A 20,427-nucleotide genomic window follows, 5' to 3' on the forward strand; every position below is an offset into this window, starting at 1 on the left:
TGCCGAGCGTGCCTCCCGTGACGGTGCGAACCGCGGACCCGGGTGACCACGCCCGGGTCCGCGCGGTCCTGTTGGCGGCCTTCGACGACGACGTGCCGGCACGCCTGGTCGACCGGCTCCGTCGCGATCCAGGCGCCGTCGTGGCCGGCTTCGAGTTCGTCGCCGAGTTCGACGGCGCCGTCGTGGGGCACACCATGCTGAGCCGAGTGCCGGTCGATGGTGACCGGCCGTTCACGGCGCTGAACCTCACGCCATTGGCGGTCGCGCCGGACCGCCGACGGCGGGGGATCGGCCGTCGCCTGGTGGAGCACGCGCTGGCCGTCGTGGAACAGGACGGGCGGTTCCCGCTGGTGGTGCTCGAAGGGGATCCTCGCCACTACCTCCGCTACGGCTTCCGGCGTGCCTCCGAGGCGGGCCTGCAGCGACCGTCGCCGGCGATCCCCGATGAGGCGTTCCAGTACCGGCCGCTGGCCGGGCACGATCCCGCCGGCCATCGCGGCCGGGTCGTCTATCCCGAGGTGTTCCACGAACTCGGTGCGGTGGGCCCGTGACCGAGCGGCACACGCGATCGCGTACGACCGCTCGCCAGGCGGTACTGGACGCCGTCGTCGGCGACATCGCGCGGCGCCCAGCGCGGCTTCGGTGATCCCGATCCGGAAGCGCCGTCCAACCGTCGCTACGTCGAGGGCCAGCAGCTCCACCTGCAACGGTGCCGGCCGCGCGACCATGCCACCTTCGTGATCGACAACACGGTCCCGGACGCGCCGCGGATCGTCCGCCGACGCCGGACGACGCCCTGATCCCCCGGGCTCGTCCGTACCCTCCATCGCGTGAACGGATCCGCCGCATCTTCCGCTGACGGCTGGTCGGCAGCCGAGCGGCTGGCCGCCGCCATCGAGCGTGACGGCCCCTACTGCGTGTGGTGCTCGCGCGAGTTCACGGGGCTGGTGCGGGCGACGCGTGAACACCTGGTCCCACGGGTCAAGGGTGGACCGAGCGTCCTGGAGAACGAACTGGCGGCCTGCTCACGCTGCAACCGAGAGCGCGGCCATCGTTCGCCGGTGCAGTGGCTCGACGAGGTGGCCGCGCGCGGCCGCGAGCCACGGCCGGACGTCCTGGCGGCAGGGCTCCGCCGACTGCAGCGACGCATCGACGAGCGCGGAGGCCACCGTCGTATCCGCGACTACCTCCGCACCGAGTTGCGCAAGCTGGAGCGCCGGGGGTCGGCGGCGCACGGGTGACGGGGACCGCACGGTCCGGCCTGGCTCGGGAGGCGACGGCATCGGCGGGGCCGTTCGCCGGGCACAGAGGGGTCGGACGACCCGAGTGGGGCGGGCGGCGCGTTCGTAGCGTCGAGACGAGGCAGCCGCCGACCGGGCGGCGACGTCCGAAGGCACGGCAATGGTCCGGTACGGGTTCGAAGGCAAGGTCGTCATCGTGACCGGTGGCGCGTCCGGGGTCGGCCGCGCGACGGCGCGGAGATTCGCCGCCGAGGGCGCTGCGGTCGTGGTCGCCGACGTCGACGACCCGGGCGGCAAGGAGACGGTGGACGGCATCCTGAGAGAGGGTGGCACGGCGGTCTACGTCCACGCCGACGTCTCGCTCGAGGAGGAAGCAGAGCGGCTCGTCCGTACGGCGGTCGACACCTACGGCGGCCTGGACGTGGCCGTGAACAACGCGGCCATCCTCGGCCGGTTCCTGCCGGCGGCCGACACGCCCACCGAGCAGTTCGACCGCATCACCGCCATCAACCTGCGCGGCGTCTTCCTCGGCATGAAGAAGCAGGTGCCGGCGATGCTCGAGCGGGGTGGCGGCGCCATCGTCAACGTGTCGTCGGCGGCCGGGCTCCAGGCACAACCGATGGCGGTCGCCTACACCGCCTCCAAGCACGGCGTGAACGGACTGACGAAGACGTCCGCGATCGAGTACGCCGCCGCGGGCGTGCGTGTGAACGCGATCAACCCGGGCGGCATCGACACCCCGATGGCTGCCGCGGCGATGGCGGACTTCCCACCAGAGGTGCTGGAGGCCATGAAGTCCGCGCCCAACGCCCACCCGTTGGGACGGTCGGCGAGCCCGGAGGAGATCGCGGCGGTCATCGCGTTCCTCGCCTCCCAGGACGCAAGCGACGTCGTCGGGGCCTGCGTCCCTGTCGACGGCGGCATGACCGCCAAGCTCGGCTGACTCTGGCTCGCCGCGGCGACCGGCGTTGGCCGGTCGCCGCGCCCTCGGTCGGCACGCGTCGCGTCCGACGAGGACGGCGGTGTAGAAGCTGATGACGTCCGCCGGATCGGGACGGTCAGCTCGATCCAGCAGGGCACGCCGTGCGGGTAGGCGTGCCGTTCCAAAGTGACTCGCTCTCGGCCGGTCCGCTCATCGCAGGGACACGATGGCCCCAGCCCATGCGGACGCCCACGGTCCGCAATCGGTGACGCTCGCACGTCGAGCCCACCACGCGACGTCCCGCTGGAGGCGGGTTCGGCGTGGTGGGCGGGTGACGTGGTCGATCTCGCGCGAGGCCGCGACGCGATTGGCGGCACGGTTGCTCGCATCAGAAGGGCATGGCGTCGCCGGGCCCGTCCGGGTCGTCGGCGTCGGCCGCGGCCGTGGGTCCGTCGCGAGGCGCGGCGGGCGGGTCCGTGCCGGCTGGCCCGCCGCGTGGTGCGACCGGCGGATCGGTGCCTGCGTGCGGCCCTCGGCCTCGCTGCTCGTCAGCGGGTGGAGGTGGGAGGGGGATGCGGGTGGTGCCGGGCAGGGTCCGAATCCTGAGGCCGCTGCGCGGGTGGTGCCAGATCCGGACGCCGTCGGCGGTCTGGGAGACGGTCCAGCCGGCAGCATCTTTGGTGTGGTTGGTGGGCCGGCACACCGGCGCGAGCTGGTCGATGTCGGTGCGTCCCGGAAGGTCGCCAGGGCGGACCGGGTGCCAGGGCCTTGCGTGGTCCAGGTCGCAGGCCAGCGCGGCGACGTGGCAGCCCGGTTCGCTGCACGTGTCGTGCACCGCGAGCACGGCGTCGGACAGCCAACCGGGCGGCAACCGGCGGGTCCGGCCGACGCCGAGGACCTGGCCGGTGTCGTCGACGACGATGGCCCGCAGCTCGGTGCCGCGTTGGTCGAGCAGCCGCCGCGCCGCCACGGAGGTGAGCTGCAGCCGTCCGCCGGACAGGCGGGTCAGCAGCTCGGCCGGCAGCCGGTCGGTGTCGAGCAGGGTGTCGTACGAGACACGCAGCAACACCTTGACCGGCGCCCGCCCGCCGACCTCACCGGTGGCGCCGGCCTCCAATAGGTCGATCAGCTTCTCGAACCGGCGCCGGCCCCGATCGGCCGACGCCTGCCGGACCTGGTCGGGATCGGGGGCGTGGCCGATGCCGGCCTTGGTGGCCGGACCGGCCCGGCCGGGGTCGGTGGCGGCCTCGAGCAGCGCGAAGTTGGCCGCGCCTGCCTGCCCGAAGAACCGCCCGCCGCTGCCGTCCAGCCGCGGCTGGAGCACCAGCATCTCCGCCGGCTCGTCGTCCGGGTCAGCGGGTTCGGGGTCGGTGGCGGTGAGGTCGACGGCCAGCCACCGGACCAACCCGGACACCGCATCCGGGTCCGTGCCCTCCAACCGGTCGACCAGCTCGTCGACCGCGGCGTCCAGTTGCGCGTCGAGCCGGCGCGGCAGCCGCTGCACTTCCAGCGCGATGATGCGCAGCTGTGCCCACGACAGCTTCTGCTGGTCGAACGCCGCCTTCAGGCCGGGTAGCCGCCGCAGCACCTCGGCGGCGGTGAGCAGCATCCGCCGATCCGCCGTCGTACGGCGGGCCTCGGACAGCAGCCACTGCTCCAACGGCACCCCGGTCACGGTCTCGACTGCGGAGCTGTCCTGGAGCTGGATGATCGTGTCCAACACCGAGGCGAGCAGCCGGTCGACCGCCCGCAGCTCGTCGAGCATCCCGGCCAGCGCCGGCACCTCCGCCAGCAACGGGAACGCGTCCAGCTCCGGGGCGTGATCCGGCCGCTGCGCGCCCGCGGACGGCGCGGGCCTGGCGGGTGCATCAAAGGCATCGACGGCGTCGCCAGCCGCATCCGTGCTCGAGGAAGCATCCGTGCGATAGCCGGCACCGTGATCGGCCGCCAGCACCCGACCTACTGCGTGCGGCCGCGCCCCCCGACGCGCGGCCCCACCGGCCGCCCGGTAGCGGCCGGCCGGAGCGGCCGACAGCGACGGAGCGGGTGCGGTGGGAAGCATGGATCCAGTATCGGCGACTCCTGCGACATGGCCCCGATGGGTTGCTCGTGAGCTGTGGACACCGCGGACCGGACGCGACCTGACCGCGCGATGGCTCGGCGGCCGACGCCGCCGGCCGCTGGAATCGCCCAGGCCCGGCGCAGCGGGTCGTCGGCGCTCGGCCGCTCGACCGGGGATGGTCGCGGTGGCTCGGGCGTGAGTCGGCACGCTGGGCCGGCGCCGGCCGGCACGCGTCGGTGGCGACCCGAACGGAAGGCGGATCGTGCAGGAGAACGTGGGGGACCTCGACCAGCGGCTGCGCACGGCTGTCGGCCTCGGTCTGGTCGTCGGCGCGCTCGGGCCGTTCGGCGCCCGTGACGGCCGGGGCATCGGGCTCGCCGCACTCGTGGGCGGCGCACTGGCGCTGGAGTCGGCCGTGACGCGGACCTGCCCCGTCAACGCGTGGTTGGGCCTGGACACGCGCGCTGCCTGACGACCGTCGATGCCGCCTCGCCGCCGGCGTGGGTCATCTGGACGTGACCGCGGTCGCGAACCCCTGGCGTGATCCGGTCGGGACCTTGCCAGCGGTGGTGGCCGGGGACGGCCCCCCGCCCGATCCTCGTCCCCTACCCTGATCCGCTGCACGTGCTGAGCACCGGAGGGAGGAGCCCGACGTGGTGCTCGAGACCATCGATTCGCCCGCCGACGTGAAAGCGCTGCCCGCCGACCAGCTCCCGCAGCTGGCCGAGGAACTGCGGGCGGCCATCGTCGCGGCGGTTGCCCGCGTGGGCGGCCACCTGGGCTCCAACCTCGGCGTCGTCGAGCTCGCGATCGCGCTGCACCGGACCTTCGACTCGCCTCGCGACCTGCTCGTGTGGGACACGGGCCACCAGGCCTACGTGCACAAGATGCTCACGGGCCGCCGCGACCTGTTCGACACGCTCCGGCAGGCCGGCGGGCTCTCCGGCTATCCCAGTCGTGCCGAGTCGCCCCATGACCTCGTGGAGAACTCACACGCCTCGACCGCCCTGTCCTGGGCGTTCGGCGTCGCACGTGCCCAGATCGGCGTGCCGGCCGAGGACCGCCGCCGCGTCGTCGCCGTGGTCGGCGACGGTGCGCTCACCGGCGGCATGGCGTACGAGGCGCTCAACAACCTCGGGCACCACCAGCTGCCGGCCATCATCGTCCTGAACGACAACGGCCGCTCGTACGCGGAGACCGTGAGCCGACTGTCCGAGCGGCTGGCCGACCTGCGGACCGACCCGCGCTATCGCAAGGTGCGGGGCCGCTTCGACCGCGTGATGGACCGGCTTCCGCTGGTCGAACGGCTGACCGACGCGGGTCTCGAGGCGGTCAAGGCCGCGGTCTCCGAGGCACCGGCGCTGCAGTCGTTCGTCGAGGCGCTCGGCGTGCGCTACCTCGGCCCCTACGACGGCCACGACGTCGGCAAGCTCGAGCACGCCCTGGCGACGGCCGCGCGCCTGCAGACACCGGTCCTGGTCCACGTGCTGACCCAGAAGGGCAAGGGCTACGAGCCGGCGGAGACCGACCCGGAGAAGAAGCTCCACGACACCTCGGCGTTCGACATCGCGACCGGCCGCTCGACCGGCGCCAAGCCGCGGTCGTGGACCCAGGCGTTCAGCGAAGCGGTGCTCGACCTGGCCGACGAGCGACCCGACCTGGTCGCGATCACGGCGGCCATGCCCGGCTCCACGGGGCTGCTCCCGCTGGCCGAACGCGACCCCGACCGCGTCCTGGACGTCGGCATCGCGGAGCAGCACGCCGCGACGGCGGCGGCCGGTCTCGCCTATGCCGGCAAACTGCCGCTGTTCGCGGTGTACTCGACGTTCTTCTCGCGGGCGTTCGACCAGGCCAACCTCGACGTCGGCCTCCACGACGCGCACGTGCTGTTCGTGTTCGACCGGGCCGGCATCACCGGCGACGACGGACCGAGCCACCACGGCATCCTCGACCTCTCCCTGAGCCTGCGCATCCCGGCGATGACGGTGCTCGCACCGTCGTGCGAGGAGGACCTGCGGGCACTGCTCGGCGTCGCCGCGGGACTCGACGGCCCCGTCACGATCCGGTTCCCGAAGGGGGCCGCTCTCCCCGGCGAGCGGCTGGGCGTCACCGGGGTCGACCGTGACCTGGGACTGCGGGCACGGCAGTTGCGCGAGGGTGCCGACGTGTGCGTGCTCGCTGTCGGTGACCGGGTCGGGCCGGCGCTGGAGGCGGCCGACCTGCTGGCCGAGGACGGCCACGAGGCCGCCGTCTGGGACGTGCGGAGCGTGCGTCCCGTCGACGCCACGATGCTGGACGCGGCCGCTGCGTCGCCCCTGGTGGTCACCGTGGAGAACGGGCTCGTCGGTGGCGGCGCGGGGACGGAACTGGTGGACCGGCTGGTCGAGCGTGCCGGCGTGCGGCAGGCCCCGCCGGTGCTGAAGCTGGGTGTGCCCGACGGCTACCTGCCACACGGCAAGCCGGACCGCATCCTCGCCGAACTCGGCCTCGACGCCGCGGGCATCGCGGCCGCGACCCGCAAGGTGCTCACCGACCAGCGCTGAACGGCGCGTCGGCCAGCCGGCTCGCGTCGGCCAGGCCGGCTCGCGTCGGCCAGGCAGGCTCGCGTCGGCCAGGCAGGCTCGCGTCGGCTGCGCGTCGCGTCGACCGCCTTTTCGCGCACCGGAATATCGATTCTGTCCTGCGGTACCCTCGGCGGCAGGGTGCCTCGTCCGGCGCCGACCCCGAACGTCGCGAGGCCGGCGCGACGTACGCTGGCAGGCGCGAACAGGTGCCCACGCGCGGGGTCCCGGGCCCGCGACGAGGCAGGGAGGCACAGGGGTATGGCGGCACGAGGTACGGGGGTGCAGTCGGTCGAGCGCGCGCTCGACGTGCTGGAGGTCCTGGCGACCACCGGCAGGGAGATGGGCATCAGCGAGCTGGGGCAGGCGACGAAGCTGCCGTACGCGACGATCCACCGGTTGACCGCGACGCTGGTCGCCCGCGGCTACGTCCGGCAGGACCCGCGGACGCGCAAGTACGTGCTCGGGGCGCGACTCGTGGAGTTGGGCAGCGCGGCCGGCCGCATGCTCGGCGGCTCGGCCCGCCCGCACCTCGAGCGCCTGGTGGAGCTCACCGGCGAGACCGCCAACCTGGCGCTGCTCGAGGACGGGTACGTGGTCTACATCGCCCAGGCGTCGTCGCGCCGCATGGTGCGGATGTTCACCGAGGTCGGCAATCGCGTGCTCCCGCACAGCACGGCCGTCGGCAAGGTCCTGCTGGCACACCAGCCGCGCACGGTGGCGGAACGCATCCTCGCGCGCAACGGGCTACCGGCCTCCACCGAGCACACCATCACCGACCTGCCGGCCTTCCTGCAGGAACTCGACCGGGTCCGCGAGCGCGGGTACGCGCTCGACCTCGAGGAGCAGGAGGAGGGCGTCAGCTGCGTGGCGGTCCCGCTCCTTCCGGAGAACGGCCTGGTGGCGGCGATGTCGGTCTCCGGCCCGACCGGACGCATGGGCGGCGATCGCCGCGAGCAGATCGTCGAGCACCTGCGCGACGTCGCGTCCGAACTGGTGACCTGGATGGACGGCGAGAGCGTCGACCTGCAGCCGACCGCCAACGGCGTCTGACCGCGGCGAGCCGCCGAGGCGCGGCCACGCCGATGCGCCGGGGCGTCCGTCAGGGTTGCTCGGCGAGGTAGGCCATCGCCGCCTCGACGCCGCCGCCCTTGATCGGGACGCCGGCCAGCCGCAGGGCCGCCTCGACACCGGCGAGCGTGCCGGCGAGCATGAGGTCGTTGAAGTCGCCGAGGTGGCCGATCCGGAACACGCGGCCCCGCAGTCGCGCCAAGCCCGCGCCGAGGGAGACATCGAATCGCTCCAGGGCGACCCTTCGGAAGTGGTCGGCGTCGTGGCCCTCCGGCAGCAGTACGGCGGTGAGGGCGCTGGAGCGTTGGTCCGGCACGGTCGCGAGCAGTTCCAGGCCCCAGTGCTCCACGGCCCGGCGCGTGGCCTCGCCATGCCGGTCGTGACGCGCGAAGACCTGGTCGAGGCCCTCCTCGAGCAGCAGGTCGATCGCCTCGGCGAGTCCGTAGAGGAGGTTGGTGGCGGGGGTGTAGGGGAAGAACCCGTCGTCCGCGGTCGCGAGCATGTCCTCCCAGTCCCAGTACGACCGTGGCAGACGGGCCTTCCCGGTGGCGGCGCGCGCCTTCGCACTGATGGCGTTGAAGCCGAGCCCGGGCGGGAGCATCAGCCCCTTCTGCGAGCCGCAGACGGTCACGTCGACACCCCACTCGTCGTGGCGGTAGTCGATGGATCCCAACGACGAGATGGTGTCGGCGAGCAGCAGCGCGTCGGAGCCCGCCTCGTCCAGGGCGCGCCGGACGGCTGCCACGTCGCTGGTCACGCCGGTGGACGTCTCGTTGTGCACCACGGCGACGGCCCGGTAGCGGTCGGGTGCCGCCGTGAGTGCGTCGTGGATGCGTCCGGCGTCGACGCCCGTGCGCCAGTCGCCGGCGAGTACCTCGACGTCCAGTCCGAGCCGGCCGGCCATCTGCGACCACAGGGTGGAGAAGTGGCCGGTCTCGTACATCAGGACGGCGTCGCCGGGCGACAGCGTGTTGACCAGCGCGGCCTCCCACGCGCCCGTGCCGGAGGATGGGTAGACGATCACCGGTTGCTCGGTCCGGAACACCTGCCGGAGCCCGGTCAGGACCCGGCGGCCGAGTGCGGCGAACTCCGGGCCGCGGTGGTCGATCGTCGGGCGGGCGATCGCCTGCAGGACCCGGTCGGGGACGTTGGTGGGTCCCGGGATCTGGAGGAAGTGTCGTCCGGCACGCATGCGAGGGCCTTCCCGTCGCCGTCCTGCTCTTTTCCGTGGAACGAAACGATCCATCCGCTGCGCGAAACCCTAGAGGTGGGCACATGGGGCCGCAACCGCACCTTGACCCCTGCATCGCCGCCGCTCTAGGGTCGTTTTCGCCAGGTAGACCGATCATTTCGCCAGGTGGAAGGCGTGCCCGGCCGGTGGAGGCGCCAGTGACCGACATCCTCGAGCGACCGGCCGGCATCGGCGAACCGGCACGAAAACTGGCTGTCGACCTCGGCCGCGCCATGGACGGCGAGGTCCGTTTCGACGCGTACACCCGGCACCTGTACGCCACCGATGCCAGCATGTACGCGATCGAGCCGCTCGGGGTGGCGTATCCGCGACACGCCGACGACGTCGCCGCCGCCGTGTCCATCGCGGCCACCCATGGGGTACCCGTCCTGCCGCGCGGTGCCGGCACGAGCCACTGCGGGCAGACCGTGGGCGCGGCCGTCGTGCTCGACTTCTCGCGGCACCTGCACGCCATCGAGGTCGACCCCGCCTCCGCGACGGCGCACGTCCAGCCGGGCGCGATCCAGGACGAGCTCAACCGTGCCGCCGCCCCGTACGGGCTGTGGTTCGCCCCTGACACCTCCACCAGCAACCGGGCCACCCTCGGCGGCATGATCGGCAACAACTCGTGCGGGTCGCGCTCGGCCCGCTACGGGATGACCATCGACCACGTGCGTGAGCTCGAGGTCGTGCTGGCCGACGCCAGCCGCGCCGTGCTCGGTCCCGCCTCACCGCAGCAGGTGGCCGCGCGCGGCCGCGGCCAGTCGCTGGAGGCGCGCCTGTACCGCGAGCTGCCGGAACTGGTCGAGCGCCATCGCCGGGCCATCACCGACCACATGCCCTCGTTCTGGCGGCGGGCCGGTGGCTACCGGCTGGACCGGCTCGTGGACGACGGCCTCGACCTCGCGAAGTTCGTCGTGGGATCCGAGGGAACGCTGGTGACCGTCACCGGGGCGACCGTGGACCTCGTGCCGATTCCGAAGGCGGTCGTGCAGCTCGTCGGGCACTTCACCTCGACCCAGCGTGCCATCGACGCGACGATGGACGCCATGGACGCGGGCGCGGCCGGCATCGAGCTCGTGGACCGCTTCATCCTCGACCTCGCCCGCAGCTCGCCGGAGCACGGACACCTCGTGACGCTGCTCGAGGGCGACCCCGACGCCCTGCTGGTCGTCGAGTTCTACGGCGACACCGCCGCGCAGGCCGCGGCGGCCGCCGACGCACTCGAGCGGGCGTGGCGCGCGAAGGGGCACGGCTACGCGGTCCTGCGGGCCGACACCGCGAGGCAACAGCAGCAGGTCCGTGCGCTGCGCAAGGCCGGCCTCGGGCTGCTGATGGCCGCCGGCCAGGGCCGCGAGCGCTCGCTCGCGTTCGTGGAGGACACCGCCGTCGACCCGCGCCACCTCGCCGAGTACACGGAGCGGTTCGCGGCCATCCTGCAGGCCCACGGCCTGCGCGCGGGGTTCTACGGCCACGCGTCGGCCGGCTGCCTGCACGTGCGGCCGTTCATGGACCTGACCCGCCCGGGCGAGGTCGACAAGCTGCGCACCGTGGCCCGTGAGGTCGCCGAGCTGGTGTCCAGCTACGGCGGGGTCAACTCCAGCGAGCACGGCGACGGGTTGGTGCGCAGCGAGTTCAACCGCGAGCTCTTCGGCGACGAGCTCTACGAGGCGATGCGGCAGGTGAAGGGCCTGTTCGACCCCGACAACCGCATGAATCCGGGCAAGAAGGTCGACGCGCCGCCGATGACCGATTCGCTGCGGGAGCCGGCGCTGCCGGTACCCCGGCCGCTGCCGACGGCGTTCGACTTCGGCGGGGACACCGGCCTGTTCGAGTCCGCCAACCGCTGCATGCGCATCGGCGCCTGCCGCAAGTCGGCGTCCTCGGGCGGCGTGATGTGTCCCTCGTACATGGCGACGAGGGACGAGGAGCACTCCACACGTGGGCGCGCCAATGCGCTGGTGAAGGCGCTGGCGTCGCCCGACCCGGCGGCCGAGCTCGCCGGCGACCGCCTCCACGAGGTGCTCGACCTGTGCCTGGAGTGCAAGGCCTGCAAGGCCGAGTGCCCGATGTCGGTGGACATGGCGACCTACAAGAGCGAGGCGTTGCACGCCCGCCATCAGCGGCACGGGATCCCGCTGCGCTCCCGCCTGTTCGCCGGCATCCGGCGACTCAACCGGCTGGGCGCGGCAACGGCGCCGGTGTCGAACCTGCCCGGCCGGCTGGCGCCGCTGCGGCGGGGGATGGAACGCGCGCTGGGGATCGACGCCCGTCGTCCGCTGCCGCGCTTCGAGCGCCGGAGCCTGCCACGCTGGTTCGCCGGCCGCCCGCGGCCGGCCACGCCTCCGACGCGGGGGCGGGTGGTCCTGCTCGCCGACAGCTTCACGAGCTACACCGAGCCGGAGGTGGGCCGCGCCGCGGTGGAGCTGCTCGAGGCGGCGGGCCACCAGGTCCGCCTGGAGTCCCGCGGCTGCTGCGGTCGCGCCGCGATCTCCAAGGGTCTGCTCGACCGCGCCCGGGCCGACGCGAGACACCTGCAGGCCCGGCTGGTGGACGACGCCCGCGCCGGCGTCCCGATCGCCGGCTGCGAACCATCGTGCCTGCTCACCCTCCGTGAGGAGCATCCGCAACTGCTGGGCACCGACGACGCCGGCGTGCGAGCCGTGGCGGAGCAGGCCTGCCTGGTCGAGGACCTGCTGGTGGCCGCGATCGACGACGGGGCCCTCGTCCTCGACCCCGATGCCGAGGTCGCCGGCCGTCGCATCCTGTTCCACGGACACTGTCACCAGAAGGCGGGCGCGGGGACGGCTTCCACCGTCGCGCTGCTGTCCCGGATCCCCGGCGCCCGGGTCCAGGAGGTGGACGCCGGGTGTTGTGGCATGGCGGGCTCGTTCGGCTTCGAGACCGAGCACTACGACCTGTCGATGCGCATCGGCGCCATGCGGTTGTTCCCCGCCGTCGAGGCCGAACCGGCCGACACGCTGATCGCGGCGACCGGCGTGTCGTGCCGACAGCAGATCGGCCACGGCACCGGTCGGCGCGGCCAGCACCCGATCACGCTCGTGCGCGCCGCGCTGCGCCGTCCGTGATGGCGGCCGGTCGGGGCGGTCCCGGAGCGCCACGGTGAGCGCCGGGGCCGTGGCCGTGGTCCTCGTCGCCGTCGTCATCGGCTCGATCACCAAGGGCGTCACCGGCTCTGGCCTGCCGACCGTGGCGATCCCGGTCATGGCCGGCTTCATCGGCGTCGAGGCCGCCGTCATCGTGATGGCGTTCCCGACCGTCGTCACGAACTCCTGGCTGCTGTGGGAGCACCGTCACGAAGCTCGCAACGCCCGGCACCTCAAGCGCATGCTGGCCACGGGCGCTGCCGGCTCGGTGGCCGGTGTCTTCATCCTGACGACCCTGCCCGCGGCCGTGCTGTCGCTCACGCTCGCCCTGGTGATCTTCACCTACGCCGGCTACTCGTTGGTGCGGCCCGACGTGGCGATCGGTGAACGCTCCGCCCGCGTGCTGTCGCCGGGGGTGGGGTTCGCCGGCGGGATCGCGCAGGGCGCGACGGGTATCGCGGGACCGCTCGTCGCGACCTACGTCCACGGCTTCCGGCTCGACCCGGGGGCCTACGTCTTCACGATCGCGGCCCAGTTCCAGGTCTTCGCCGCGGTGCAGGTGGCCACCTTCCTGGCCCTCGGCCGGTACACGGTCGACCTCGCGCTCAGCAGCCTGCTGGCGCTGGTCCCCGTGGTGCTGTTCCTGCCGGTCGGGATCCGGCTGGCCCGTCGCCTGGACGCGCGGCGCTTCCACCGGGTCGTGCTGATCGTGCTCGTCGTGATGGGCGGCAAGCTGTTCTACGACGGCATCACGGGTTGACGCCGCGGTCGTCGCCATCGAGGTCACCGGCCAGTGTGGTGGCCCGTGCGAGCCAGCGTCGTGCCTCGTCGACGAGGTCGGCAACGACGGCGCCCGCGGACGGCAGGTCGTCCACGACCCCGCTGGCCTGCCCGGCGTACACGTGGGCGACGTCACGGTCGTCGCGCTCCAACGCCGCGCGGAAGGTCGCCTGCACCTGGGGCAGCCGGGACGCCAGTTCGTCCTCACGGCCGTGCCAGCGCTCGGTCGTGCGGTTGCGCAGCGCCCGGCCCGGGAACGGATCCGGCCACGGTGCTTCCTGCACCAGGTCGAACACGTGGGTCAGCACCGTGTCGGTGGCGTCGGCCGCGACGATCCGTCGCTTGGCGCCGTCGCTGAGCGCGCCTTCGCGGGTGGCGGCGAAGCGGGTACCGACCCAGACGCCGTGGGCACCCATCGTCAGCACGCCCGCCAGCGCCCGCCCCGTCGCGATACCGCCGGCCGCCACGACCGGCACCGCCGCGCGCTCGCCCAGCGGCAGCACCTGCTGTAACAGCGGCAGGGTGGCGACGCCTCCGGTGTGACCGCCGGCCTCCGTGCCCTGGGCCACCAGGACGTCAGCACCGGCCTCCAGCGCCTGGACCGCGCCGGCGGCGTCCTGCACCTGGACCGCCAGCAGCGCGCCGGCCGCGTGGACACGCGACACGTAGGGCGTCGGGTCCCCGAACGACAGGGCCAGCAGGGTCGGGCGGGTCCGCAGGGCGGCGTCGAGCATCGCGTCGTCGTCGGCCAAGCGCCACAGCAGCAGGCCGATACCAAAGGGACCGGCGGCGCGGGCCTCGTCGGCCTGGGCCGCGAGCCAGGACGCGTCGGCACCGGCGTGGACACCGACCATGCCGAGCCCCCCGGCCGCGCTGACCGCCGCTGCGAGCCGGCCGTGCGCGGCGCCGGCCATCGGTGCCTGCAGGAGGGGATGGCTGATTCCCAACAGATCGCACAGCGGGTTCATGTCGGCTCCGGGAGGGCGCGTTCGGCCTTGGCACGCAGCAACAGTCGTCGGCCCGCGGCACACACGGCGGCCGCCACGAGCATCGTGACCCCGCCGACGCTCCAGGCCACGGAGAACCCCGCCCCGTCGGCCAACAGTCCGAACGCGAGCGGTCCGATCATCCCACCCAGCCACAGTCCGGTCTGGGTCAGGCCCGTGGCCGCGGCGGCCGCGCCGCGGTAGCTGCGCACCACGGCGAAGGTGAACAGCCCGTTCCAGCCCCAACCGGCGACGAAGGCGACCACCGTCCCCGCGAGGAAGACCGGCGGCGGCGTGGCGAGCGCGAGCAGACCGAAGCCGACCGAGCCGGCCAGCAGCATCGCGCTGACCCGGACGATGTGCGCGCCCTCGCGACGATCGGCGAGGTGACCGACCAACAGGCGCGTGGCGATCCCCAGCACGCTCCCACCGGCCAGCAGGAGCCCGGCCGTGCTGTCGGCGAACCCGGCGTCCACGGCGGAGGCGACCAGGAACACGCCGATCGAGTTGGCCGCGGCGGCGCCGAGCATCGCCCCCGCGGCAAGGACGGCGAGTGGCAACCGATCCACGTGCGCCGACGGTTGGGCCGTTCCGGCGACGCCCGGCCGTGGCGCCCGGGGGGTCAGGAACGGCAGCGCCGCCGACCCGGCGGCGACGATCACGAAGGCCCAGCGCCACCCGATCGTGAGCCCGATCAGCGGCACGGACGCGCCGGCGAGCAGCGTGGTGATCGGCACCGCGGCCTGCTTCACGCCGAAGAAGAAGCCCTGACGTCCCGGCGGCACCTCGCGAGCCAACAGCAGGTTGGCCGCGGGCTGCGCGAAGGCGTTGCCGACCCCGGCGACCACCAGCATGGCGACGAGCGTCGCCCAGGTCGTGGCCAGGCCGGCGATGCCGAGCAGCGCGGCGCCGCTGAGGGTCGCGGTCACGACGATGCCGGGGAAGGCGCCGGCCCGCTGGACGAAGCGTCCCGCCGGGGTGGAACCGACGGCGGAGACGGCGAAGTAGATCGTCGTGGCGAGGCCGAGTTCCCGCGCGCCGAAGCCCAGTTCGGCGCTCATCTGCACGGACAGTCCGCCCAGCATGTAGACCGGGAGCATCCCCTGGGCGGTGGAGACCAGGGCGGCGGAGACGGCCCGGCGTGTGGTCACGCCGGCATCCCCGGCGCCGGCAACGACGCCAGCACGCCGGGTAGCTCGCGCAGGTCGTCGACCTCGTGGTCCGGGCGGGGCCCGTCGGGATCCACGTGGTGGCCCGGCCGTCGGACGCGTACCACACGCATGCCGGCCTCCAGCGCGCCGCGGGTGTCACGTGCGGAGGCGGGTACGTGCACGAGGTCGTCGCCCAGCCGCTGACGTGCCGCGCGGTAGATGCCGGCGTGCGGCTTGTAGACGCGGACCTGCGCCGAGGTGATCCGCTGCTCGACCCAGGGGCACACCTCGGTGGCCGCGAGCAGGTCGTCGTCGATGTTGCTGAGCAGGGCGACCCGATGCTGCCTGGCCACCGTGCGCAGGCCCTCGTCGACGTCCGGCCAAGCCGGCCAGTCGCGCATCGAGGCGAGCAGGTCCTCGGTCGCGCGGGCCGGATCCCCGTCGAGACCGACCTCGTCGAAGACCTGCCGCATCGCGTCGTGGGCGAGCTGCCGGAAGCTGGCGAACGGCGAGGTCGTGCGGTGCAGGCGCTTGTTGCGCCGGTCCCAGCGGCCGAACAGCTCCTCCGGGTCGATCGCGAGTCCGTCGGCGCGCACCCGAGCTGCGAGCGCGCGGCTGCCTCCGGTGCGCGAGTCCAGCAGCGCGCTGTAGACGTCGAACGTGACGGCGGGCGGCGTGGTCATCCGAGATTGCCCACCAGGTCGATGTGGGCCTGCATCGCCGCCCGGGCCTCGTGGGGGTCGCCGGCCTCGATCGCCGAGGCGATGGCACGGTGTTGCCGACTCGATCGCGGCGGTCGGCCCGGTTGGGACAGCGACGCGATCCGGCTCTCGTGGATCAACCCGGCGAGGTAGTTCATCAGTTCCGCCAGCAGCGGATTGCGCGCCGCGGCCGTCACCGCGGCGTGGAAGTGTCGGTCGCCCTCGGCGCCGATCCCACCGGCGGCGATGTCGGCGTCCATCAGGTCCAGCGCCAGCCAGATCCGCCGGATGTCGGCGTGGGTGCGACGCCGGGCCGCCATGCCCGCCAGCGTCACCTCGAGCACGCTGCGGGCCTCGATCACCTCGGACAGGCGGCGGCGCTTCACCAGCAGCGCCTCCAGCGCGAGGCGCTCCTCGGGCCGGTGTCGCAGGTAGATCCCGTCACCGTGGCGGATCTCCAGCACGCCCTGGGCCTGCAGCGCCGCCAGCGCCTCGCGCACCGACGCGCGGCTGACGTCGAACCGCTCGGCGAGTGCCCGCTCGGTGGGCAGCCGGTCGCCGACGGCCAAGCCGCGTTCGGCGACGTAGGCGAGTAGCCAGTCGGCGACCCGCTCGTAGAGCGCGGTACGCGGGGCTGTGGACGGCGCGTGTCGCGCGCCGTCGGCCCCGCGTGGCGCCCGGACCATCTGGCCCCTCTCCGGCGAGGGCGGGCCAGTCCTGCCGGCCCGCCCGCATAGTCCTTGACAGCTGGCACCGTAGCCGTTATCACTGGCCAGTGTCCAGACCAATCCGCTAGGCGGAACAAGGTTCGTCGTACAGCGGATCTTCAGCAACCGCGTGGGAGCGCGGTCGCGCACATCCGAGGGAGCCGGTCGGGACGCGACGAGGGAGAGGTCGATGAGGATTCGCAGCAGGACACGGCAGTTCGCCGTCGTCGTCGCGAGCGTGTTCGCCCTGGTGGCGTGCGCGTCCGACGGTGGCGCGGGCGGGGACGCGGTGGCTGCAGGAGGCGACGAGACAGAGGAGGGCGAGGCCGGCGGCGATCAGACGGACGTGCTGGCCGCGATCGACGAGATCGCCGAGCGCGTGGAGTCGGGCGAGCTCGCCTACGACCCGGCGGCTGGCGAGGACGAGGCCATCGAGGCCCTGCGTGAGGCCATCCCACAGCCGGATGGCTACCCGGCCCGGCCGGTCGAGGTGCTGATCGGCTTCGGCGAGGGTGGTGGGTCCGACAACTACACCCGCAACGTCGGACGCGACGCCGAGCGCATCATGGGGCAGCGGCTGGTCTACAACAACATGCCCGGTGCCTCGGGTGAGGTCGCGCTCGGTCACATGCTCACGCAGGCGGCCGACGGCTACACGATCGCCAGCGCGATCACCAACCAGGTCATCAACAACGCGCTCGACTACCAGCCCTACAGCTTCGTCGACGACGTCGAGTTCATCATCCGCCAGCAGGGTCCGACCGAGATCTACTGGGTCGCGGCCGACAACGAGTGGGAGACGTTCGAGGAGATGCTGGACTACGCGGCCGACAACCCCGGCCAGGTCCGTGTGTCCGGTTCGGGCATCGGCGGCGACGACGAGTTCCGCCTGCTCGCCCTGGGCGCCGAGATCGACAGCGAGTTCGGCTTCGTGCCCTTCGACGGCGTCGGCGGGCGCATCTCCGCACTGCTCTCGGGCGACATCGACGTGCTGCACGAGACGGCCGGCACGGTGATGGACCTGTACGAGGACGGTCAGATCCGGCCGCTGGCCTACGGCGGCGACATCGTCTTCGAGGACATCGACCCGGACGTCCCGTCGGTGGCCGAGCTCGGCTACCCGGTCCCGACCGGCCGGTGGCGCGGCATGGTCGCGCCCGGAGGCGTCGACCAGCAGATCGTCGACTACCTCCACAACGTCTTCTACGCGGCGGCGCAACTGCCCGCCTACAAGGAGTACGAGGTCGAGTTCCTCCAGCACGTCGCGGGTGGCTACCTCAGCGGCGAGGAGTTCGAGGAGGAGTCGCGACGGGAGCTCGAGGAGATCCGCCAGCTCGCGGAGCAGTTCGGCTACACGGCCGAGGACCTCGAGGAGTGACCCTACGGACCGCCCGGCGTCGCTGAGCGGCATCCGGTCGTCGCGCCGCGGGCGCGGCGGCCGGATGCCCCGGCAGGGAGAGCACTGGTGAGCGAGCAGCGAACCACGTCGTCCAGGTCCACCGCGGGCCGCACCGGCCGCCGGCCGGTGCCGGGCCGGGCCGTGCAGGAGGTGGTCGTCGCCGCCGTGCTCCTGCTCGGCTTCGTCTACCTGCGCCTCACCCTCGACCAGCACGTGCAGGGCCGTCGCGGTGCCGCGTACCTGGACCCGGACTTCTGGCCGGCCTGGTTGCTGAACGCGGGGATCCTCTTCTGCCTGCTCTACCTGGTCACATCGCTACTGCGGCTGCGGGCGCGACGCGTCGGCGGGGCCAGCGGTGATCCGCACACGTCGTCGGGCGACGTCGCGGGGACCGCTCGCGAGATGACCGCAGCAGGCGATGCCGCCACGAGTACGACGGCCACGTCGGAACCGCCGGAGGCCAGCGACGCGCAACGCAACCCCAAGGCGCTCGCCGGCGGTGTGGCGCTGATCTTCGGCTTCGTCTACCTCATGCCGGTACTGGGGTTCCTGCCGGTCGCCGTGCTGTTCTGCGTGGCGTTCCTGCTCTTCGTCGGTGAACGCCGCTGGTACGTCGTCACCGCCGTGCCGGTCGTGCTGATGGCGGCGATCCTCTACGTCTTCACCCGCTTGTTGGTGGTGCCACTGCCGCGAGGAAGGGGCGTCTTCCTCGAGATGAGCACCTTCCTCTACTGAGCGGCGACGCTCGCCGTCGAAAGCGCTGAGCCATGGAGTTCTTCACCGGCCTCGCCTCGGTCCTGCAGCCCAATCACCTGATCCTGCTGGTCATCGGCGTCGTGATCGGCATGATGTTCGGCACGATCCCCGGCCTGTCCGGCATCACCGCCGTCGCGCTGCTGGTCCCGTTCAGCTACGTGCTGGGGGCCGAGGCCGCCATCATCATGATGATCGGCGTGTACCTCGCGGCCAGCTGTGCGGGCGCGCTCGCGGCCATCCTGTTCAACATGCCCGGTGACGTCATGGGTGCCGCGACCGCCAGGGACGGCTATCCGCTGACGGTCAACGGCGAAGCGGGCCGCGCGATCTCCATGAGCATCATGGCGTCGGCCGTCGGCGGCTTCATCGGCACGGTGCTGCTGGTGCTGATCGCGCCGCAGTTCCTGCGCATCGCCCTGCAGTTCGGCCCGCCCGAGTTCTTCGCGCTCGCGCTGCTCGGCATGACCTCGGTCGCCAGCCTGGCCAGCGGCTCGGTCCTGAAGGCGCTGATCGCCGGCACGTTCGGTCTCCTGCTGGCCACCGTCGGCCTCGATCCCGTGTCGGGTGCGGTGCGCTTCACGTTCGGGGTGCAGCAACTGCAGGGGGGCGTCGACTTCATCCCCGCCATCATCGGCTTCTTCGCGGTCGCGGAGATCCTGCACTCGCTGTATCGAGGTACCGGCACGGGCGGCTACAGCAAGGAGGACGTACAGAAGGTCAACCGGTTCGCCTTCCCGCCGATGGCGGACATCAAGGCGACCAAGTACACGATGCTGCGCTCGGCGTTCCTGGGCAACTTCGTCGGCATGCTCCCCGGGGCGGGCTCGACCGTGGCCGCCTTCCTCGGCTACGGCACCGAGGTCCAGATGTCGAAGAAGGCGGAGAAGTTCGGCAAGGGCGAGATCAAGGGTGTGGTCGCGCCCGAGGCGGCCAACAACGCGGCGGCGGCCGGCTCCATGGTGCCGCTGCTGACCCTCGGTATCCCGGGGGGCGCGGTCACCGCGATCATGCTGGGGGTGCTGATCCTCAATGGCCTGCGTCCCGGCCCGCTGCTGTTCCGTGACGCACCGGAGATCACCTACTCCGTCTTCGGGGCGATGATGGTCGCCAGCATCGTCGTCCTCATCGTCGGGTTGCTGCTCGTGCGGGTCCTGCTCCGCCTGCTCACGATCCCGTTCGAGATCTTCAGCACCATGGTCCTGGTCTTCGCCGTCGTCGGCACCTTCGCGATCTACAACCGCCCCGTGGACCTGTGGGTGATGTTCGTCTGCGGCATCCTCGGGTTCTTCGCCAAGCAGTACGAGTTCCCGATCGCCGCGCTCATCCTCGGTCTCGTGCTGGGCACCATCGCGGAGACCGGGCTCGTGAACGGCGCCAACGTCACCCGCGGGAGCTGGAACCTGTTCTTCACCCGTCCCTTCACGATGGTGACGCTGGCGGTGGCGGTGCTGCTGCTCCTGCTGCCGATCGTGTTCGCCGTCCAGCGCAAGCGCAAGGAGGCCTCGGAGCCCGAGGTGGAGCCGGTCGGGTGAGCGACGGCGCGGGTGGTAGTCGCAGGTCGCACGTCCGCGTGCGAGTTGCGTCTGCCGCGCCGATGCGGGACCATCTGCGACGTGCGTCCGCCACGGGCGCACGTCGACCTCCCAGGAGCGGTAGGTAGTGCGGGAGACCATCACCCGGGTCGGGCGCCTCGGCGTCCTGTTCGTGGTGGTCGTCGTTCTCGTTACGTAGCGCGTACTCGGCTCCGAGTAC

Annotated in this window: 17 protein-coding genes; 11 read left to right on the forward strand and 6 right to left on the reverse strand. The window is 72.6% G+C overall.

Going from position 1 to position 20,427, the window contains the following annotated elements:
• Window positions 1–17 precede the first annotated feature (17 nt).
• The 3 genes from ACERM0_RS09545 to ACERM0_RS09555 all read left to right on the forward strand — a co-directional run bounded on the left by ACERM0_RS09545 (window position 18) and on the right by ACERM0_RS09555 (window position 2,184).
• Entirely contained in the window at window positions 18–551 is a 534-nt protein-coding gene (locus ACERM0_RS09545) for a GNAT family N-acetyltransferase (RefSeq protein WP_373678345.1), read from the forward strand.
• Window positions 552–830: 279 nt separating this feature from the next.
• A complete protein-coding gene (locus ACERM0_RS09550; protein ID WP_373678346.1) occupies window positions 831–1,241 on the forward strand; it encodes an HNH endonuclease in 411 nt (136 codons plus the stop codon).
• Window positions 1,242–1,401: 160 nt separating this feature from the next.
• Window positions 1,402–2,184, forward strand: a complete 783-nt coding sequence (locus tag ACERM0_RS09555) for an SDR family NAD(P)-dependent oxidoreductase (protein WP_373678347.1) — start codon at window positions 1,402–1,404, stop codon at window positions 2,182–2,184.
• 367 nt (window positions 2,185–2,551) lie between these two features.
• Here ACERM0_RS09555 and ACERM0_RS09560 read toward each other — a convergent pair whose 3' ends face one another.
• The gene (locus ACERM0_RS09560) at window positions 2,552–4,225 is read right to left on the reverse strand and encodes a hypothetical protein (RefSeq protein WP_373678348.1); all 1,674 of its coding nucleotides are present in this window, start codon (window positions 4,223–4,225) and stop codon (window positions 2,552–2,554) included.
• 262 nt (window positions 4,226–4,487) lie between these two features.
• Here ACERM0_RS09560 and ACERM0_RS09565 point away from each other — a divergent pair, with 262 nt between their 5' ends.
• The 3 genes from ACERM0_RS09565 to ACERM0_RS09575 all read left to right on the forward strand — a co-directional run bounded on the left by ACERM0_RS09565 (window position 4,488) and on the right by ACERM0_RS09575 (window position 7,839).
• A complete protein-coding gene (locus ACERM0_RS09565) occupies window positions 4,488–4,697 on the forward strand; it encodes a DUF2892 domain-containing protein (protein ID WP_373678349.1) in 210 nt (69 codons plus the stop codon).
• 181 nt (window positions 4,698–4,878) lie between these two features.
• Window positions 4,879–6,768 carry a 1-deoxy-D-xylulose-5-phosphate synthase gene (gene dxs / locus ACERM0_RS09570; RefSeq protein WP_373678350.1) on the forward strand — a complete coding sequence of 630 codons (1,890 nt, stop codon included), beginning with the start codon at window positions 4,879–4,881 and terminating at the stop codon, window positions 6,766–6,768.
• A 300-nt stretch (window positions 6,769–7,068) separates the two neighbouring features.
• A complete protein-coding gene (locus tag ACERM0_RS09575) occupies window positions 7,069–7,839 on the forward strand; it encodes an IclR family transcriptional regulator (RefSeq protein ID WP_373678351.1) in 771 nt (256 codons plus the stop codon).
• 49 nt (window positions 7,840–7,888) lie between these two features.
• Here the strand turns inward: ACERM0_RS09575 and ACERM0_RS09580 are convergent, their stop codons facing one another.
• A complete protein-coding gene (locus tag ACERM0_RS09580) occupies window positions 7,889–9,049 on the reverse strand; it encodes an alanine--glyoxylate aminotransferase family protein (protein WP_373678352.1) in 1,161 nt (386 codons plus the stop codon).
• A gap of 272 nt (window positions 9,050–9,321) precedes the next feature.
• Here ACERM0_RS09580 and ACERM0_RS09585 point away from each other — a divergent pair, with 272 nt between their 5' ends.
• Window positions 9,322–12,177 carry an FAD-binding and (Fe-S)-binding domain-containing protein gene (locus tag ACERM0_RS09585; RefSeq protein ID WP_373678434.1) on the forward strand — a complete coding sequence of 952 codons (2,856 nt, stop codon included), beginning with the start codon at window positions 9,322–9,324 and terminating at the stop codon, window positions 12,175–12,177.
• A 34-nt stretch (window positions 12,178–12,211) separates the two neighbouring features.
• A complete protein-coding gene (locus ACERM0_RS09590; protein ID WP_373678353.1) occupies window positions 12,212–12,955 on the forward strand; it encodes a sulfite exporter TauE/SafE family protein in 744 nt (247 codons plus the stop codon).
• Here the strand turns inward: ACERM0_RS09590 and ACERM0_RS09595 are convergent.
• From ACERM0_RS09595 to ACERM0_RS09610, 4 genes are read right to left on the reverse strand one after another with little or no spacing between them, the layout of a single operon-like run.
• Window positions 12,945–13,943, reverse strand: a complete 999-nt coding sequence (locus ACERM0_RS09595) for an NAD(P)H-dependent flavin oxidoreductase (protein ID WP_373678354.1) — start codon at window positions 13,941–13,943, stop codon at window positions 12,945–12,947. The two genes, ACERM0_RS09590 and ACERM0_RS09595, sit on opposite strands and share 11 nt — an antisense overlap.
• Window positions 13,940–15,112, reverse strand: coding sequence for an MFS transporter (locus tag ACERM0_RS09600; protein ID WP_373678355.1), 1,173 nt, complete (start codon window positions 15,110–15,112; stop codon window positions 13,940–13,942). The genes ACERM0_RS09595 and ACERM0_RS09600 overlap by 4 nt, the downstream gene beginning before the upstream one ends.
• Window positions 15,109–15,795, reverse strand: a complete 687-nt coding sequence (locus ACERM0_RS09605) for an HAD-IA family hydrolase (RefSeq protein ID WP_373678356.1) — start codon at window positions 15,793–15,795, stop codon at window positions 15,109–15,111. The genes ACERM0_RS09600 and ACERM0_RS09605 overlap by 4 nt, the downstream gene beginning before the upstream one ends.
• Window positions 15,792–16,499, reverse strand: a complete 708-nt coding sequence (locus tag ACERM0_RS09610; protein ID WP_373678357.1) for a FadR/GntR family transcriptional regulator — start codon at window positions 16,497–16,499, stop codon at window positions 15,792–15,794. The genes ACERM0_RS09605 and ACERM0_RS09610 overlap by 4 nt, the downstream gene beginning before the upstream one ends.
• Before the next feature lie 211 nt (window positions 16,500–16,710).
• On the opposite strand from ACERM0_RS09610, the gene ACERM0_RS09615 reads away from it, so the two are divergent.
• From ACERM0_RS09615 to ACERM0_RS09625, 3 genes are all read left to right on the forward strand, one after another.
• Window positions 16,711–17,898, forward strand: a complete 1,188-nt coding sequence (locus ACERM0_RS09615) for a tripartite tricarboxylate transporter substrate binding protein (RefSeq protein WP_373678358.1) — start codon at window positions 16,711–16,713, stop codon at window positions 17,896–17,898.
• An 87-nt stretch (window positions 17,899–17,985) separates the two neighbouring features.
• Entirely contained in the window at window positions 17,986–18,654 is a 669-nt protein-coding gene (locus tag ACERM0_RS09620) for a tripartite tricarboxylate transporter TctB family protein (protein WP_373678359.1), read from the forward strand.
• 32 nt (window positions 18,655–18,686) lie between these two features.
• The gene (locus ACERM0_RS09625; RefSeq protein WP_373678360.1) at window positions 18,687–20,207 is read left to right on the forward strand and encodes a tripartite tricarboxylate transporter permease; all 1,521 of its coding nucleotides are present in this window, start codon (window positions 18,687–18,689) and stop codon (window positions 20,205–20,207) included.
• The last annotated feature ends 220 nt before the right edge of the window (window positions 20,208–20,427 follow it).

Origin of the sequence: Egicoccus sp. AB-alg2 (genome assembly GCF_041821065.1) — a bacterium.
Lineage (GTDB): Bacteria > Actinomycetota > Nitriliruptoria > Nitriliruptorales > Nitriliruptoraceae > Egicoccus.

Bases quoted from the DNA above. Each gene is read 5' to 3' on its own strand.
- ACERM0_RS09560 (WP_373678348.1), bottom strand. From the start codon at position 4,225: ATGCTTCCCACCGCACCCGCTCCGTCGCTGTCGGCCGCTCCGGCCGGC.
- ACERM0_RS09595 (WP_373678354.1), bottom strand. From the start codon at position 13,943: ATGAACCCGCTGTGCGATCTGTTGGGAATCAGCCATCCCCTCCTGCAG.
- ACERM0_RS09580 (WP_373678352.1), bottom strand. From the start codon at position 9,049: ATGCGTGCCGGACGACACTTCCTCCAGATCCCGGGACCCACCAACGTC.
- ACERM0_RS09555 (WP_373678347.1), top strand. From the start codon at position 1,402: ATGGTCCGGTACGGGTTCGAAGGCAAGGTCGTCATCGTGACCGGTGGC.
- ACERM0_RS09610 (WP_373678357.1), bottom strand. From the start codon at position 16,499: ATGGTCCGGGCGCCACGCGGGGCCGACGGCGCGCGACACGCGCCGTCC.
- ACERM0_RS09585 (WP_373678434.1), top strand. From the start codon at position 9,322: ATGGACGGCGAGGTCCGTTTCGACGCGTACACCCGGCACCTGTACGCC.
- ACERM0_RS09605 (WP_373678356.1), bottom strand. From the start codon at position 15,795: ATGACCACGCCGCCCGCCGTCACGTTCGACGTCTACAGCGCGCTGCTG.
- ACERM0_RS09615 (WP_373678358.1), top strand. From the start codon at position 16,711: ATGAGGATTCGCAGCAGGACACGGCAGTTCGCCGTCGTCGTCGCGAGC.
- ACERM0_RS09625 (WP_373678360.1), top strand. From the start codon at position 18,687: ATGGAGTTCTTCACCGGCCTCGCCTCGGTCCTGCAGCCCAATCACCTG.